This window comes from Anoxybacillus dikiliensis (genome assembly GCF_050613275.1).
Lineage (GTDB): Bacteria > Bacillota > Bacilli > Bacillales > Anoxybacillaceae > Anoxybacillus.
Genome location: NZ_CP187112.1, coordinates 1737863 through 1753208, shown reverse-complemented (window position 1 = coordinate 1753208; position 15346 = coordinate 1737863). Strand labels below are relative to the sequence as shown.

Genomic DNA, 15346 nt, shown 5'->3' with positions numbered 1-15346 from the left:
CGTGTGGAAGATCAAGTAAAAGATTTTATTCACTATTTAATTGTCGAGCGAAATTTAGCACATAACACAATCGTATCATATGAACGTGACTTAAAAAAATATGTTCAATATTTACAAAAAGTTGAGCAACGATGTAGTTGGAACGAAATAACCCGTTTTCATATTATGCAATTTTTAAAGTTTTTAAAAGAAAAAGGAAGCTCGCCAAAAACGATTGCGCGCCATTTGGCGTCTGTTCGGTCATTTCATCAATTTTTATTACGTGAAAAAGTAGTCGACCAAGATCCGACTGTTCATATTGAAACGCCACAACTGCCGCGAAAATTGCCAAACGTGTTGTCGATGGCAGAAGTAGAAGCGTTATTGGAAGCACCGAAACAAAATACCCCATTTAGCATTCGCGATAAGGCGATGTTGGAATTGTTATATGCGACTGGCATTCGTGTGAGCGAGCTTATTCAATTAAACATATCTGATGTTCATTTAACGATGGGGTTTATTCGTTGTTATGGGAAAGGACGGAAAGAGCGAATCGTTCCGATCGGAAAAATGGCGACAGAAGCATTAAAACGGTACATGGAGCAAGGACGTCCAGAGTTGTTGCAACGAAAAAAAGGAACGACAGATGCATTGTTTTTAAACCATCATGGTGAGCGCTTAACAAGACAAGGATGTTGGAAAATTTTAAAACGGCTCGCCAAAGAAGCAAACATTCAAAAAACGTTAACCCCGCATACGCTACGTCATTCATTTGCTACGCATTTATTAGAAAATGGGGCGGATTTACGCGCTGTGCAAGAAATGCTTGGACATGCAGATATCTCGACAACGCAAATTTATACGCACGTCACGAAAACGCGCTTAAAAGACGTGTACAAGCAGTTTCATCCGAGAGCATAACACTGTGACGATGATTTGTCACAGTTTTTTTATTGCAATTTATTATGAAAACGTTTTATAATTTAGTTGTCAGACTTCTGACAAATTCGAATGATGCGTGATTTTGCTTTATAGTGGGTATGCTATGAAGCGAATGAAACGATTGGGGAGGTAAAACGGTGAAGCCTACATATAAACGTGTATTTTTAATTGTGATGGACTCCGTTGGAATTGGTGAAGCGCCAGATGCTGAAAAATATAACGATAAAGGGGCAGATACGCTCGGACATATCGCAGAACATCGCGGCGGGTTGAACATGCCGAACATGGCGAAACTCGGTTTAAGCAACATTCGTGAAATCAAAGGTATTCCAAAAGCGGACAAACCGCTTGCTTACTATACAAAAATGCAAGAGGCATCCGCCGGGAAAGATACGATGACTGGTCACTGGGAGTTAATGGGGCTACGCATCGATACGCCGTTTCAAGTGTTTCCTAACGGATTTCCAAAAGAGCTGATCGCTGAGCTTGAAAAGCAGACGGGACGAAAAGTAATTGGAAACAAGCCAGCAAGCGGAACAGCAATTATCGAAGAACTCGGCAAAGAGCATATGGAAACAGGAGCATTGATCGTTTACACGTCTGCAGATTCCGTGTTGCAAATTGCCGCGCATGAAGAGGTCATTCCGCTCGAAGAATTGTATCGTATTTGTAAAATTGCGCGCGAGCTAACCCTTGATGAAAAATATATGGTTGGTCGCGTCATTGCTCGTCCATTCATTGGGAATCCAGGAAGTTTCCAACGGACAGCCAATCGTCACGATTATGCGTTAAAACCGTTTGGTCGCACGGTGATGAACGAATTACAAGATGCGGGCTATGACGTGATTGCCATCGGTAAAATTGCTGATATTTACGATAACGAAGGTGTGACACAAACGTTACGCACAAAATCAAACATGGACGGAATGGATAAATTAGTCGATACGTTACGAATGGACTTTACAGGACTCAGCTTTGTGAACCTCGTCGATTTTGATGCATTATACGGCCACCGTCGCGATCCAAAAGGATACGGCGATGCGTTAGAAGAGTTTGATGCCCGTTTACCAGAAGTGTTTGAACGTTTAAAAGACGATGACCTATTAATTATTACGGCGGATCATGGCAACGACCCAGTGCATCACGGCACCGATCATACGCGCGAATATGTGCCGCTTCTCGTTTATAGTCCGAGCATGAATGGTGGAAAACAACTTCCGCTTCGCGAGACGTTCGCAGATGTCGGTGCAACGATTGCGGAAAACTTTGGTGTGACGATGCCAGCACATGGAACAAGCTTTTTACGTGATTTAAAATAAGGAGCGTGAACATATGAATCGAGCAGCAATTGAACAAGCGGCGCAATTTTTAAAAGAAAAGTTTCCGAATCCACCACAAATCGGCTTAATTCTTGGCTCTGGGTTAGGTGTGTTGGCCGATGAAATTGAACAAGCGATTAAAATTCCGTACAGCGATATTCCAAATTTCCCTGTATCGACAGTCGAAGGGCATGCCGGTCAACTTGTATACGGCCAGTTAGAAGGTGCGACTGTCATCGTGATGCAAGGGCGATTCCATTATTATGAAGGATACAGTTTTGAAAAGGTAACATTCCCTGTACGCGTAATGAAAGCGCTCGGTGTTAAGCAATTAATTGTGACAAATGCGGCAGGCGGTGTAAATGAATCGTTTGAACCGGGCGATTTAATGATCATTTCAGATCATATTAATAACATGGGTGGCAATCCGCTTATCGGTCCGAATGATTCTGCGCTTGGTGTGCGCTTTCCAGACATGTCGGAAGCATATAGCAAACGACTTCGTCAACTCGCGAAAGATGTGGCAAATGAAATTGGATTGCGTGTACGCGAAGGGGTATATGTTGCCAATACAGGTCCAGCATACGAAACTCCAGCAGAAATTCGCATGATTCGTGTCATGGGCGGCGATGCGGTCGGAATGTCTACTGTGCCTGAAGTAATCGTTGCTCGTCATGGTGGAATGGAAGTGTTAGGCATTTCATGCATTTCCAATATGGCTGCCGGCATTTTAGATCAACCGCTTACGCATGATGAAGTAATCGAAACGACGGAAAAAGTAAAAGCTGACTTTTTGCGCTTTGTAAAAGCGATCGTGCGCCGCATGGCTAAAAACTGAACGAGAAGGTGAACATAATGAGAATGGTCGATTTAATTGAGAAAAAGAGAGACGGTCATGCATTAACGAAAGAAGAAATTCAGTTTATTATTGAAGGATATACAAAAGGTGACATTCCTGACTATCAAATGAGCGCGTTGGCGATGGCAATTTTCTTCCGCGGCATGAACGAAGAAGAAACAGCTGAGTTAACGATGGCAATGGTACATTCAGGTGATACGATCGACCTTTCGAGAATTGAAGGAATTAAAGTTGACAAACATTCAACGGGCGGTGTGGGCGATACAACAACGTTAGTGTTAGGTCCGCTTGTTGCTTCTGTCGGCGTTCCAGTTGCAAAAATGTCTGGCCGCGGTCTTGGTCACACAGGCGGAACAATTGATAAATTAGAATCGGTGCCAGGATTTCATGTTGAAATTACGAACGATGAGTTTATCGACCTTGTGAATAAAAATAAAATTGCTGTTGTCGGTCAGTCTGGAAACTTAACGCCAGCCGACAAAAAATTGTATGCGCTTCGCGATGTCACAGCAACGGTCAACAGCATCCCGCTCATCGCTTCATCAATTATGAGCAAAAAAATTGCCGCTGGCGCAGATGCGATCGTGTTAGACGTCAAAACGGGCGCAGGCGCGTTTATGAAAGATTTAAACGATGCAAAAGCGCTAGCGAAAGCGATGGTTGACATCGGAAACCGCGTTGGACGTAAAACGATGGCGATTATTTCTGATATGAGCCAGCCGCTCGGCTATGCGATCGGAAATGCGCTTGAAGTAAAAGAAGCGATTGATACGTTAAAAGGGGAAGGTCCAGAAGACCTACAAGAACTTTGCTTAGTGCTTGGCAGCTATATGGTATATTTAGCGGAAAAAGCATCTTCGCTTGAAGAAGCTCGTCATATGTTAGAACAAGCGATGAAAGACGGCTCGGCGCTTCAAACATTTAAAACGTTTTTAGCTGCACAAGGTGGCGATGCGTCTGTTGTTGATGATCCAAGCAAATTGCCTCAAGCGAAATATGTGATTGAACTTGAGGCGAAAGAAGACGGGTACGTATCAGAAATCGTTGCCGATGCGGTTGGCACAGCGGCGATGTGGCTTGGGGCAGGGCGAGCGACGAAAGAGTCTACGATTGATTTAGCGGTCGGTTTAGTGCTTCGCAAAAAAGTTGGCGATGCGGTGAAAAAAGGGGAATCGCTCGTTACGATTTACAGCAACCGTGAACAAATTGATGATGTAAAACAAAAACTATATGAAAACATTCGCATTTCAACGACACCTGTTCAACCACCAACATTCATTTACGATAAAATTTCGTAACCTGAAGGATTCGTTCCTTCGGGGTTTTTTTATGTATAAAAAAATAAAAAATGGAAAAGATGGCAAGTATAAAGAAATGGAGGGTTGGAGATGAAGCGATTTTTTTATGTGCTTGCCATCGCGTTATTATTTATTCCGATCGCATTTGTGCACGCGGAGCAACCGAAAGTTGAATTAGCACCTGAGGCGCGATCAGCCATTTTAATTGAGAGAGACACCGGGGCTATTTTGTATGAAAAAAATGCCTATGAACCGCTTCCACCAGCGAGCATGACGAAAATTATGACGATGCTTCTTATTATGGAAGCGATTGATCAAGGAAAGCTGAAGTTAGACGAACGGGTGCGAGCTAGTGAATACGCTGCATCGATGGGCGGATCGCAAATTTTTTTAGAACCCGGGGAAGAAATGACTGTTGACGATTTATTGAAGGGTGTTGCCATCGGATCAGGGAATGATGCTTCGGTTGCATTAGCAGAACGAATTGCAGGATCGGAAGAAGCATTCGTCCATATGATGAATGAAAAAGCAAGACAGCTTGGACTCAAGCATACGGCCTTTGAAAACACGACAGGTTTGCCAGCAAAAAATCATTATAGTACCGCATACGATATGGCGGTGATGGCAAAAGAGCTATTAAAATACGATTTAATTACAAAATATACAGGCACATATGAAGACTACTTAAGAGAAAACACAAACAAAAAGTTTTGGCTCGTTAATACAAATCGACTTGTGAAATTTTATCCAGGTGTTGATGGATTAAAAACAGGCTATACGAGCGAAGCGAAATATTGTTTAACAGCAACAGCAAAAAAAGGAAACATGCGCGTCATTGCTGTCGTGTTTGGGGCGCAGACGCCAAAGGCGAGAAACGCACAAATTACAAAAATGTTAGATTACGCGTTTAGCCATTACGAAACGAAACCGCTTTATAAAAAAGGTGAAACGATTGCAATGCTTCCTGTCAGCAAAGGAAAGAAAAAGGCGGTTGCGGCTGTGACGTCCGAGCCGATTTCTGTTTTGTTAAAAAAGGGAGAAAAATCAGAAGCGGTGAAAACGATGTGGAAATTAAATAAAAAAGTGAAAGCGCCAGTGAAAAAAGGTGACGTGCTCGGTACACTCATTGTGAAAAAAGATGGAGCGGTGATCGCGAAAAGTCCTTTAGTGGCAAAAGAGCAAGTGGAAGAAGCAAATATGTGGGAGTTGTTTAAACGGATGTTTAGCTCGTTCTCACGCACATCTTGACGAAACGAGGCGAATGGCGACTAGTTTTGTCGGGAAGAAGGATTGACGCATAAACGAATCGAATTCTTCCTTAACCTAAACGGATAAGGAGGAAATGATCGTGAGTCTATCGATTCAATTAGAAGTGAAACAACATGTATTGCTCGTGCGACTAGCTGGCGAGCTAGATCATCATACGGCGGAACAGTTGCGCGCAGAAATTACGGATGTATTAGAGCGAGAGCGAATAAAAGCGATTGTTTTAAACTTAAATGAGCTAACGTTTATGGATAGTTCAGGATTAGGTGTCATTTTAGGAAGATATAAGCAAATTCAACGCTTGGGTGGAGAGATGGTCGTCTGCTCTGTTTCTCCGTCAATTAAGCGTTTGTTTGATATGTCAGGTCTGTTTAAAATTATTCGTTTAGAAGTCAATGAACAGTACGCATTACAAACGTTGGGGGTGGCGTAAATGAGAAATGAAATGCATCTTCAATTTTCCGCCCTCAGCCAAAATGAATCGTTCGCCCGTGTGACAGTTGCTGCGTTTGTTGCGCAACTCGATCCAACGCTCGATGAGCTCACGGAAATTAAAACAGTCGTATCCGAGGCTGTAACGAATGCGATTATTCACGGCTATGAAAATGATCCAAGCGGCGTCGTCTATATTTCTGTCATCATTGAAGGGCATACGGTCCATTTAACGATCCGCGATCATGGAAAAGGGATTGAAAACGTGGAGGAAGCGCGACAGCCGTTATTTACGACGAAGCCAGAGCTCGAGCGTTCCGGTATGGGATTTACGATTATGGAAAATTTTATGGATGAAGTAAACATTTACTCAAAAGTGAATGAAGGAACGACTGTGGAGTTGATTAAGCATTTAACGAAAAGCAAAGCGCTATGCAATTAAGGGAGACGTGCCTATGGATGTCGAGGTACAAGCTGTCAAAGACCATGAAATCAAAGAGTTGATTCGGAGGAGCCAGCAAGGGGATCAGCAGGCACGCGATGAGATTATCGAAAAAAATATGCGGCTTGTCTGGTCGGTTGTGCAGCGTTTTTTAAACCGAGGATATGAGCCAGAAGATTTATTTCAAATCGGTTGTATCGGTTTAATGAAATCGGTCGATAAGTTTGATTTATCGTATGACGTCAAATTTTCAACGTATGCAGTACCGATGATTCTTGGAGAAATTCAACGCTTCATTCGCGATGATGGGTCCGTGAAAGTGAGCCGTTCATTAAAAGAAATCGGCAATAAAATTCGCAAAGCAAAAGATGAATTATCGAAGCGAAACGGTCGCGTCCCGACGGTAAATGAAATTGCTCAATTTTTGCAAATTTCACCTGAGGACGTTGTATTAGCGCAAGAAGCGATTCGTTCGCCCGCATCTATTCATGAAACCGTGTACGAAAACGATGGAGACCCAATTACGTTGCTTGATCAAATTGCGGATGAACAAGATGTTTGGTTTGATAAAATCGCGTTAAAAAAAGCGATGGAAGAACTAGATGAACGCGAGCGACTCATCGTTTATTTGCGTTATTATAAAGATCAAACACAATCAGAAGTGGCAGCTAGATTAGGCATCTCTCAAGTGCAAGTGTCTCGTTTAGAGAAAAAAATATTGCAACAAATGAAAGCCCGAATGGATGAATAAGTCCGTTCGGGCTTTTATGCATATGGAGGAGGGTCATATCTCATACTACAAATACAATAAGGGAAGCAAGGTGTGAGTATGAAAGAAACGATTTTTTTTAAAATGCGTCATCGTGTGCAAGTGCAACCGAATGCGACGGTTCGAGTAGGGGATGTTGCGCAAGTCGTCGCAAAGAAACGAATTGACGATATTGTGCAAACCCCGATTTATACCGTACAAAAAAAAGATCGAAACATTGTTATCATTGATGTCATGCATGTGATGAAAGCATTAATGGCTGTTGCGCCACATGATGATATTCAATCGCTCGGACCGTCACAAACGATCGTTGAAGTCGTTTATGAAAAAAAACGATGGGGCTATTTATATGTTCCAATCGTTTGGCTTCTTTTATTTATCGGATCGGGGCTTGCAATTATGAATTTTCACGAAGATGTGAGCATGCAGCAAGTACAACAACGGTTATATCGGGTCATCACAGGAAAAGAAGTAGACAAACCGTTATGGTTTCAAATTCCGTATTCACTCGGATTAGGGCTTGGTATGATTTTATTTTTCAATCATTTTTTTAAAAAGCGAATTAACGAAGAACCAAGCCCACTTGAAGTCGAAATGTTTCAATACCAACAGTCGCTCGATCAATATGTCATTATGCATGAAAATAAAGAAGCGATGAGGCGAATGGACGATGATTCGTGAGCTAATTGTAGCATTTGTCGGATTGGCAGGAGGATTAGCTGTCGGTTCTGGTTTTGTGGCGTTTTTAACCGTTCTTGGTGTCATTCCGCGCTTGACGCAGCTCACAAAAACGATGAAATGGATTGCGACGTATGAATGGGGAGTTGTACTCGGTGCGATCGTAAGCAGTTGGGTGAGCTTGCGCGACCCCCTTTTTTCTTTTCCGCCTATGTTAGCAAGCGTCATTGGATTGCTTAGCGGCGTATTTGTCGGCATGCTTGCTGCGGCCTTAACGGAAGTATTAAACGTATTTCCCATTTTAGCGAAACGACTCGGCATTGATGAACAAATTGTCGTGTTATTAATGGCGATGGTGTTTGGCAAAGTAGCAGGTTCTCTTTTTCATTGGATATATTTTGTTGATCGATAGGGGGAGACAGATGGAAAAAGCATTTTTGTTCGGAGGGTTTATTGCGGTCGTTGGACAAGCGCTCATCGATATGTACAGCATATGGTTTCATATGAATGAGGCGGAAGCCATTCGTTGGATGAACGGAACGTTAATCGTATGTGCGGCGATATGGACACCTACTCGATTGTATCGTCAGTTCACACAGTTTGCGGGGGCGGGAATGATTGTGCCGATGATGAGTTTAGCAAACATATGGAGCGCAAGTGCGCTCGAATATCGCAATGAAGGAGCGGCAGAACATATGCTTTCTGTTGGAGGGAGCATCATTGTGACGCTAGTTGTAGCATCATATGTTGCATCATTGTTTTTGTAAAGGGGGGGTTACATGAAAAAAGTAGGGGAACAAACAATTGTATTTGATACGGACATTTATATCGAATCGGTCGGCACAGTTGTGGGTCCGAAAGAGCGTGAAGGTCCGCTCGGTCGGTCATTTGATCGAGCTTATGACGATTTATATTGCGATGAACAAAGTTGGGAGCTCGCAGAACGGCGGTTGATGAAAGAAGCGATTATGATTTGTTTAACAAACGGAAACGTACAAACAAAAGACGTTGATTTGTTTATTGCGGGGGATTTACTCAATCAAACAGTCACCGCCAACTATGTTGCAAGAGAACTAGATGTGCCCTTTTTAGGGGTATTTAGCGCTTGTTCAACGATTACGGAAGCGATGCTTGTTGCTGCTACGTTTATTGACGGGGCGTTTGCCCATCGTGTATTAGTGGCAACGAGCAGCCACTACGGAGCAGCTGAACGTCAGTTTCGCTTTCCGACGACAATTGGTGTTCAAAAGGGGGAAAGTGCATCGTGGACCGTGACTGGCGGAGCAGCCGCGTTATTAAGTACGATCCGCTCCCCTTTTCGCATTCGCACAGCAACAATTGGAAGAGTAATTGATAGCGGTATAACGGATCCGCTGGACATGGGACGAGCAATGGCACCGGCCGCATTTGCAACAATGACGCAACATTTTGCAGACTGCGGGCTTTCACCGGAGGCGTATGATGTTATTGTCACAGGAGATTTAGGAAAAGTCGGAAGCAGCGAACTCAAGTCGTTATGTCATGATGCCAACATGAATATAAGCGAGCGATATGACGATTGCGGCGTGCTCATTTACGATGCACAACAGCAAGCGTTTGCGGGCGGGAGCGGGTGTGCGTGTTGTGCTGTTGTCACGTACAGTTATTTTCTCGAACAGATGAGGGAGAAAAAAATAAAGACGATGCTCGTTGTTGCGACAGGAGCTTTATTTAATAGTACGATGGTGAAACAAAATCAAACGATTCCAGCGATCGCTCATGCGATTGCCATTGAAGCGGTGACGTAAAGATGGAAACGTACGTATATGCATTTGTCATCGGTGGCACATTGGCACTAATCGGACAGTTGTTGTTGAGGAAGTGGTCGTTTATTCGCGTTATGACGATATTTGTATTTATTGGTATGGTGACCGAATCGATCGGTGTATACCGTCCCATTCAGTTATTTGCACATGCAGGGGTAGAAACGACACTTGTTCATCTTGGGGCATCTTGTATACAAGCGGTAAAAACGGGGGACTTTACAAATGTCGTCTTTTTTCTTTCTTTTCCAATCTTCGTTGCATGGATGACCGCTATGGTTTGTAAACCGAGAGGAAGGATCGAATGAAAAAAAAGAAAGTTATTTTAGTGACCGATGGAGATGAGCATGTGCGACGTGCGCTTGAATGGTTAGCGAAACAACTTGGCGCGCGCTGCATTAGCCAATCACAAGGCAATCCATCACGGCTAACAGGAAAGCAGCTTGTTGAACTTATTTTGCGGACGCCGTATGATCCTGTTTTTGTCATGTTTGATGATAGTGGCATTATCGGCGAAGGAGCAGGTGAACAAGCACTTCGTTACGTTGCGACGCATGAGCAAATCGATGTGCTTGGCGCGATTGCGGTTGCGTCTGATACGAACAATCAAGAATGGACAAAAGTAAATATTTGTGTTGATTATGATGGGAACTTCACATCATACGGTGTCGATAAAGAAGGAATTGCTGAGTGGGAATTCGGTCGGGTGAACGGGGATACGGTATATTGTTTAGATGAATTAAATATCCCGATTGTTGTCGGAATTGGCGATATCGGAAAAATGAGACGTCGTGATGATATTCGCAACGGTTGCCCGATTACGCGCAAAGCGATTGAATATATTCTCGAAAGGAGCAAACGCGATGAAAACAGAAAGTTACACACCGATTTCTCCTAAGTTAGATGAAACTGAACAGTTTTTCAAAGAGGCGATCGGAGTCGGAACGAGCTTCGATTTAGGCGTCCGCAAGCTGAATATTTTAAAAACAGATGTTCACTTATATTATTGTAACGGTCTTTGTGATACACAATATATTATTGAGCTGCTTGAAATGCTTGTTCAAGTCAATGATCGCGAGCGTCAATCCGCTAAGCTGCCTGAAATTATCGAAAACCGTCTCGTTCACCAACAAGTGAATCCAGTGAAAAGTTTAGATGAAGCGGTTGATTTTTTATTAACCGGTCTCATTTTATTATTTATTGATGGGGAAACGAAGGCATTTGCTGTCGATGTGCGCAGTTATCCGGGTCGCTCGCCTGAGGAGCCTGATACGGAAAAAGTTGTACGCGGCGCGCGAGACGGCTATGTTGAAAACATTGTCGTCAATACAGCGTTAACCCGGCGTCGCATTCGTGACGAAAGGCTTCGCTTTGAAATGATGCAAGTGGGCGAACGTTCAAAAACAGACATTTGTATTGCATACATTCAAGACGTAGCCGATCCGGGACTTGTCGAGCTTATTAAAAAAGAATTAAACGAAATTCAAATTGATGGGTTAACGATGGCGGATAAAACAATTGAAGAATTTTTAGTGAAACAAGGATACAATCCGTATCCGCTCGTTCGTTATACAGAGCGGCCGGATGTCGCTGCCACACATTTATTAGAAGGGCATGTAATCATTATGGTCGATACGTCACCAAGCGTCATTATTACGCCAACAACGTATTTCCATCACGTTCAACACGCGGAAGAATATCGACAATCTCCAGCAGTAGGAACATTCGTCCGATGGGTGCGATTTTTAGGCATTTTTGCTTCGCTTTTTTTACTCCCGCTTTGGTTTTTGTTTGTGCTTGACCCATCGTTACTACCGGAAAAGTTGGCGTATATCGGGCCAAATGAAAAAACAAATATCCCTATTTTTGTGCAGCTTCTCATTGCTGATATTGGTATTGAGTTTTTACGGATGGCCGCCATCCATACTCCAACACCGTTGTCTACGGCAATGGGCTTAATTGCAGCTGCATTAATTGGGCAAATTGCCATTGACGTTGGGCTATTTGTGCCAGAAGTGATTTTATATGTATCTGTCGCTGCGATCGGTTCTTTTGCGACACCGAGCTATGAATTAAGCATTGCGAATAAAATTTTTCGTCTTTTATTTTTAGTTGTCATTGCGTTGTTTGGTGTTCCTGGATTTATGATTGGCGTCACGATCTTTTTACTTTTCCTTGCCAACATTCGTTCATTAAATACTCCATATTTATGGCCGTTTATTCCATTTGATCCGGGGGCGTTTATGCAAATTATCGTGCGGCGATCTGTAGCCGGTTCATCGATTCGGCCAAGCATCGTACATCCGCAAAATAAACAAAAACAACCAACATAAAAAGGTTGAAACGTACCAAAATTTATGGTACGTTTTCTTTAATTATTTCGGAAACATCAGGAGGATGTATAATTATGCACGGAACGATGCGAATAAATGACCGAGGGCATTTAGAAATTGGCGGTGTTGATACCGTTGACTTAGCTCGCCTATACGGAACCCCGCTTTACATTTACGATGTTGCGCTTATTCGTGAGCGGGCGCGGGCGTTTAAACGAATGTTTGATAAACATCGTGTACGTGCGCAAGTCGCGTATGCAAGCAAAGCGTTTTCGACAATTGCAATCGTGCAATTGATGGAACAAGAAGGGTTGTCGCTCGATGTCGTCTCCGGTGGGGAGCTGTACACTGCACTAGCTGCTGGATTTCCAGTCGAACGTATTCATTTTCACGGCAACAATAAAAGTAAAGAAGAATTGGAAATGGCAATTGAAGCGAAAATCGGCTGTGTTGTTGTCGATAACTTTTACGAATTAGAGCTACTGCAACAACTTTGTTCTGCTCATGAATATACGATGCCTATTTTATTGCGCGTCACACCGGGAATTGAGGCACATACTCACGACTATATTTTAACAGGTCAAGAAGATTCAAAGTTTGGATTTGATTTGCATAATGGACAAGCGGATGAAGCGTTGCAGCGTGCGCTCGCTTCATCTCATCTCCATGTGCTCGGTATCCATTGTCATATCGGTTCGCAAATTTTTGATGCGACAGGTTTTATACTGGCAGCGAAAAAGTTGTTTGAAAAACTTTCTGCATGGCGTGATGCATACAGTTTTACTGCACAAGTGGTCAATCTCGGTGGCGGTTTTGGCATTCGTTACACGAAAGAAGATGATCCGCTTGCACCGGAACAATATGTCGAACAAATTATTGAAGAAGTGAAACGAAATGTCGCATCATTTGATCTACCTTTTCCTGAAATTTGGATTGAACCAGGGCGCTCGCTCGTTGGAGATGCGGGGACAACGATTTATACGATCGGTTCCCGTAAAGAAGTACCAAACGTTCGTCAATATGTTGCAGTAGATGGTGGAATGAGCGACAATATTCGTCCTGCGCTATATGAGGCAAAATACGAAGCGGTGTTGGCTAGCCGCATGCATGAACATTGTGAAGAAGTGGTAGCGATCGCTGGGAAATGTTGCGAATCGGGAGATATGCTCATCTGGGACTTGCCGCTTCCGAAAGCGCAACCGGGCGATTATTTAGCTGTTTTTTGTACCGGTGCTTACGGTTATGCAATGGCCAATAACTACAACCGCATCCCGCGTCCAGCGGTCGTATTTGTTGAAGACGGCGAGGCAGAGCTTGTCGTGAGACGTGAAACGTACGAAGACTTAATTCGACTCGATTTGCCGCTGAAAACGAAGGTGAAAAAATAACCGAGGCGATGGCCTCGGTTATTTTAGTGTGCTCGGCATGGGTGCAATCTCTAGGGTGAAAGTCCCGAACTGCGAAGGCAGAAGTAGCAGTTAGCTTAACGCAAGGGTGTCCGTGGCGACACGGAATCTGAAGGAAGCGAGCGGCAAACTTCCGGTCTGAGGAACACGAACTTCATATAAGGCTAGGTATCATTGGATGAGTTTGCTAAACAAAACAAAGTCCTTTCTGCCGAAGGTGATACAGAGTAAATGAAGCAGATAGATGGAAGGAAAGATTGCACTCTTACCCGAGGAGGTCTGATGGATACGTGAAGTACCCTTCACAACCTACTTAGCGATAAGTAGCTGAATCATCAGAAGTCAGCAGAGGTCATAGTACGAATCGGTCTAGAACGATTCGGAAGGACTGAACAATCAAGAGAAAATAGCCCTTGGCATTCAGTCCGTCACGATGAACACAGAAAACATAGGACCTCCCAAGAGAAAGGAAACGGTGAATCCCGTGGGGGATCTTTTGGAGGGTGGAGTGACGACTGGCATAAGAAGAACAGCTATTTACGGAAGGAAGAATAACGATGGTTTTGAATCAAATCCTGTCACGAGAGAACATGCTTCTCGCATTGAAACGAGTAGAACAAAATAAGGGCAGCCATGGAGTAGATATGATGCCCGTACAAAACCTGCGAACGCACATCGTCGAAAACTGGCAGTCCATCAAAGAAGCGATTCTCAAAGGTACCTATGAACCGATGCCTGTCCGAAGAGTCGAAATCCCGAAGCCTGATGGCGGTGTTCGGTTACTAGGTATCCCAACCGTGACAGACCGTTTGATTCAACAGGCGATTGCCCAAGTATTGTCGAAGATATATGACCCGATGTTTTCCGAACATAGCTATGGCTTTCGCCCAAATCGAAGTGCCCATGATGCAGTGAGGAAAGCACAAGGATATATCAAAGAAGGATACCGATGGGTTGTAGACATCGATTTGGAAAAGTTCTTTGATCAGGTCAACCACGACAGACTTATGAGCACATTGGCGAAAAGAATCCACGATAAACCGTTATTAAAATTAATCCGCAAGTACTTGCAGTCGGGTGTCATGATTCATGGAGTGGTTTCAAGTACAGAGAAAGGAACGCCACAAGGTGGTCCATTAAGTCCGCTCCTTTCCAACATCGTCCTTGATGAGCTGGATAAAGAATTAGAGAAAAGAGGACATCAATTCGTTCGTTACGCAGACGACTGTAACATTTACGTAAAATCAAAAAGGGCAGGAGAACGAACAATGGCAAGCGTTCAACGATTCATCGAACGTAAACTTCGCCTAAAAGTGAATGAGAAAAAGTCGGCAGTAGACCGTCCTTGGAAACGAAAGTTTCTTGGATTCAGTTTTATCGATGCCGAAGAGCCCAAGATTCGAGTGGCAGAAGAAAGTCTCAAACGAATGAAGAAGAAAGTACGAGAAATCACCTCGAGAAAGATGCCATATTCCATGGAATACCGAATTCAGAAACTGAATCAGTATTTATTCGGATGGTGTGGGTACTTTGCGCTGGCGGATACGAAATCAATCTTTCGGAAAATGGACGGGTGGATTCGTCGAAGACTTCGTATGTGCTTATGGAAAAGTTGGAAAACACCAAAAACGAGGATACGAAACTTGATCAAATTGGGAGTTCCTTCGTGGAAAGCGTATGAATGGGGAAATAGTCGGAAAGGATATTGGCGTATTTCAAATAGCCCCATCTTACACAGAACCCTTGGAAACTCCTACTGGAATGACCAAGGGCTCAAAAGTCTACAAGAACGTTATGAATTCTTGCGTCATTGATCTTGAT

The 15346-nt window shown here is 43.5% G+C and carries 17 protein-coding genes; all 17 read left to right on the top strand.

The annotated features are described in order from the left end of the window. Positions 1–3: 3 nt before the first annotated feature. The 17 genes from xerD to ltrA all read left to right on the top strand — a co-directional run bounded on the left by xerD (position 4) and on the right by ltrA (position 15339). Positions 4–900: a site-specific tyrosine recombinase XerD gene (xerD, locus tag ACPF7I_RS09240; protein WP_430745922.1), complete on the top strand. Its 897-nt coding sequence runs from the start codon at positions 4–6 to the stop codon at positions 898–900. A 158-nt stretch (positions 901–1058) separates the two neighbouring features. Continuing rightward, positions 1059–2240: a phosphopentomutase gene (gene deoB / locus ACPF7I_RS09235; protein ID WP_430743684.1), complete on the top strand. Its 1182-nt coding sequence runs from the start codon at positions 1059–1061 to the stop codon at positions 2238–2240. A gap of 13 nt (positions 2241–2253) precedes the next feature. Next, positions 2254–3078 (top strand): purine-nucleoside phosphorylase, encoded by an 825-nt coding sequence (locus ACPF7I_RS09230; RefSeq protein ID WP_430743686.1) that lies wholly within the window; start codon positions 2254–2256, stop codon positions 3076–3078. A gap of 17 nt (positions 3079–3095) precedes the next feature. Beyond that, on the top strand, positions 3096–4397 hold the full coding sequence (locus ACPF7I_RS09225) for a pyrimidine-nucleoside phosphorylase (RefSeq protein ID WP_430743688.1): 1302 nt from the start codon (positions 3096–3098) through the stop codon (positions 4395–4397). 90 nt (positions 4398–4487) lie between these two features. Then, positions 4488–5645, top strand: a complete 1158-nt coding sequence (locus ACPF7I_RS09220; RefSeq protein WP_430743690.1) for a D-alanyl-D-alanine carboxypeptidase family protein — start codon at positions 4488–4490, stop codon at positions 5643–5645. A 100-nt stretch (positions 5646–5745) separates the two neighbouring features. Continuing rightward, positions 5746–6096, top strand: coding sequence for an anti-sigma F factor antagonist (spoIIAA, locus tag ACPF7I_RS09215; protein ID WP_430743692.1), 351 nt, complete (start codon positions 5746–5748; stop codon positions 6094–6096). Further along, entirely contained in the window at positions 6097–6537 is a 441-nt protein-coding gene (gene spoIIAB / locus ACPF7I_RS09210) for an anti-sigma F factor (RefSeq protein ID WP_004889709.1), read from the top strand. It begins immediately after the preceding gene. Positions 6538–6550: 13 nt separating this feature from the next. Beyond that, positions 6551–7288, top strand: a complete 738-nt coding sequence (sigF, locus tag ACPF7I_RS09205) for an RNA polymerase sporulation sigma factor SigF (RefSeq protein WP_021095895.1) — start codon at positions 6551–6553, stop codon at positions 7286–7288. A gap of 78 nt (positions 7289–7366) precedes the next feature. Further along, the gene (locus ACPF7I_RS09200; protein ID WP_430743695.1) at positions 7367–7987 is read left to right on the top strand and encodes a stage V sporulation protein AA; all 621 of its coding nucleotides are present in this window, start codon (positions 7367–7369) and stop codon (positions 7985–7987) included. Next, complete coding sequence (locus ACPF7I_RS09195) at positions 7977–8396, top strand: stage V sporulation protein AB (RefSeq protein ID WP_430743697.1); 420 nt, start codon at positions 7977–7979, stop codon at positions 8394–8396. Before ACPF7I_RS09200 ends, ACPF7I_RS09195 begins: the two co-directional genes overlap by 11 nt. Before the next feature lie 10 nt (positions 8397–8406). Next, positions 8407–8751: a SpoVA/SpoVAEb family sporulation membrane protein gene (locus ACPF7I_RS09190; protein ID WP_430743699.1), complete on the top strand. Its 345-nt coding sequence runs from the start codon at positions 8407–8409 to the stop codon at positions 8749–8751. 12 nt (positions 8752–8763) lie between these two features. Beyond that, the gene (gene spoVAD / locus ACPF7I_RS09185) at positions 8764–9771 is read left to right on the top strand and encodes a stage V sporulation protein AD (RefSeq protein ID WP_430743701.1); all 1008 of its coding nucleotides are present in this window, start codon (positions 8764–8766) and stop codon (positions 9769–9771) included. Between the two features lie 2 nt (positions 9772–9773). After that, the gene (locus tag ACPF7I_RS09180) at positions 9774–10094 is read left to right on the top strand and encodes a SpoVA/SpoVAEb family sporulation membrane protein (protein WP_430743703.1); all 321 of its coding nucleotides are present in this window, start codon (positions 9774–9776) and stop codon (positions 10092–10094) included. Continuing rightward, positions 10091–10684 carry a stage V sporulation protein AE gene (locus ACPF7I_RS09175; protein ID WP_430743704.1) on the top strand — a complete coding sequence of 198 codons (594 nt, stop codon included), beginning with the start codon at positions 10091–10093 and terminating at the stop codon, positions 10682–10684. Before ACPF7I_RS09180 ends, ACPF7I_RS09175 begins: the two co-directional genes overlap by 4 nt. Then, on the top strand, positions 10650–12119 hold the full coding sequence (locus ACPF7I_RS09170; RefSeq protein ID WP_430743706.1) for a spore germination protein: 1470 nt from the start codon (positions 10650–10652) through the stop codon (positions 12117–12119). Before ACPF7I_RS09175 ends, ACPF7I_RS09170 begins: the two co-directional genes overlap by 35 nt. 68 nt (positions 12120–12187) lie before the next feature. Next, complete coding sequence (lysA, locus tag ACPF7I_RS09165; protein ID WP_430745923.1) at positions 12188–13507, top strand: diaminopimelate decarboxylase; 1320 nt, start codon at positions 12188–12190, stop codon at positions 13505–13507. Positions 13508–14082: 575 nt separating this feature from the next. Continuing rightward, positions 14083–15339 (top strand): group II intron reverse transcriptase/maturase, encoded by a 1257-nt coding sequence (gene ltrA, locus ACPF7I_RS09160; protein ID WP_064221401.1) that lies wholly within the window; start codon positions 14083–14085, stop codon positions 15337–15339. Positions 15340–15346: the final 7 nt, after the last annotated feature.

Excerpts from the sequence above, each read along its gene's own strand:
- spoVAD (WP_430743701.1), top strand. The coding sequence starts at position 8,764 with ATGAAAAAAGTAGGGGAACAAACAATTGTATTTGATACGGACATTTAT.
- ACPF7I_RS09170 (WP_430743706.1), top strand. The coding sequence starts at position 10,650 with ATGAAAACAGAAAGTTACACACCGATTTCTCCTAAGTTAGATGAAACT.
- ltrA (WP_064221401.1), top strand. The coding sequence starts at position 14,083 with ATGGTTTTGAATCAAATCCTGTCACGAGAGAACATGCTTCTCGCATTG.
- spoIIAB (WP_004889709.1), top strand. The coding sequence starts at position 6,097 with ATGAGAAATGAAATGCATCTTCAATTTTCCGCCCTCAGCCAAAATGAA.
- ACPF7I_RS09175 (WP_430743704.1), top strand. The coding sequence starts at position 10,091 with ATGAAAAAAAAGAAAGTTATTTTAGTGACCGATGGAGATGAGCATGTG.
- ACPF7I_RS09190 (WP_430743699.1), top strand. The coding sequence starts at position 8,407 with ATGGAAAAAGCATTTTTGTTCGGAGGGTTTATTGCGGTCGTTGGACAA.
- ACPF7I_RS09220 (WP_430743690.1), top strand. The coding sequence starts at position 4,488 with ATGAAGCGATTTTTTTATGTGCTTGCCATCGCGTTATTATTTATTCCG.
- ACPF7I_RS09230 (WP_430743686.1), top strand. The coding sequence starts at position 2,254 with ATGAATCGAGCAGCAATTGAACAAGCGGCGCAATTTTTAAAAGAAAAG.
- sigF (WP_021095895.1), top strand. The coding sequence starts at position 6,551 with ATGGATGTCGAGGTACAAGCTGTCAAAGACCATGAAATCAAAGAGTTG.
- ACPF7I_RS09225 (WP_430743688.1), top strand. The coding sequence starts at position 3,096 with ATGAGAATGGTCGATTTAATTGAGAAAAAGAGAGACGGTCATGCATTA.
- ACPF7I_RS09180 (WP_430743703.1), top strand. The coding sequence starts at position 9,774 with ATGGAAACGTACGTATATGCATTTGTCATCGGTGGCACATTGGCACTA.
- ACPF7I_RS09195 (WP_430743697.1), top strand. The coding sequence starts at position 7,977 with ATGATTCGTGAGCTAATTGTAGCATTTGTCGGATTGGCAGGAGGATTA.
- ACPF7I_RS09200 (WP_430743695.1), top strand. The coding sequence starts at position 7,367 with ATGAAAGAAACGATTTTTTTTAAAATGCGTCATCGTGTGCAAGTGCAA.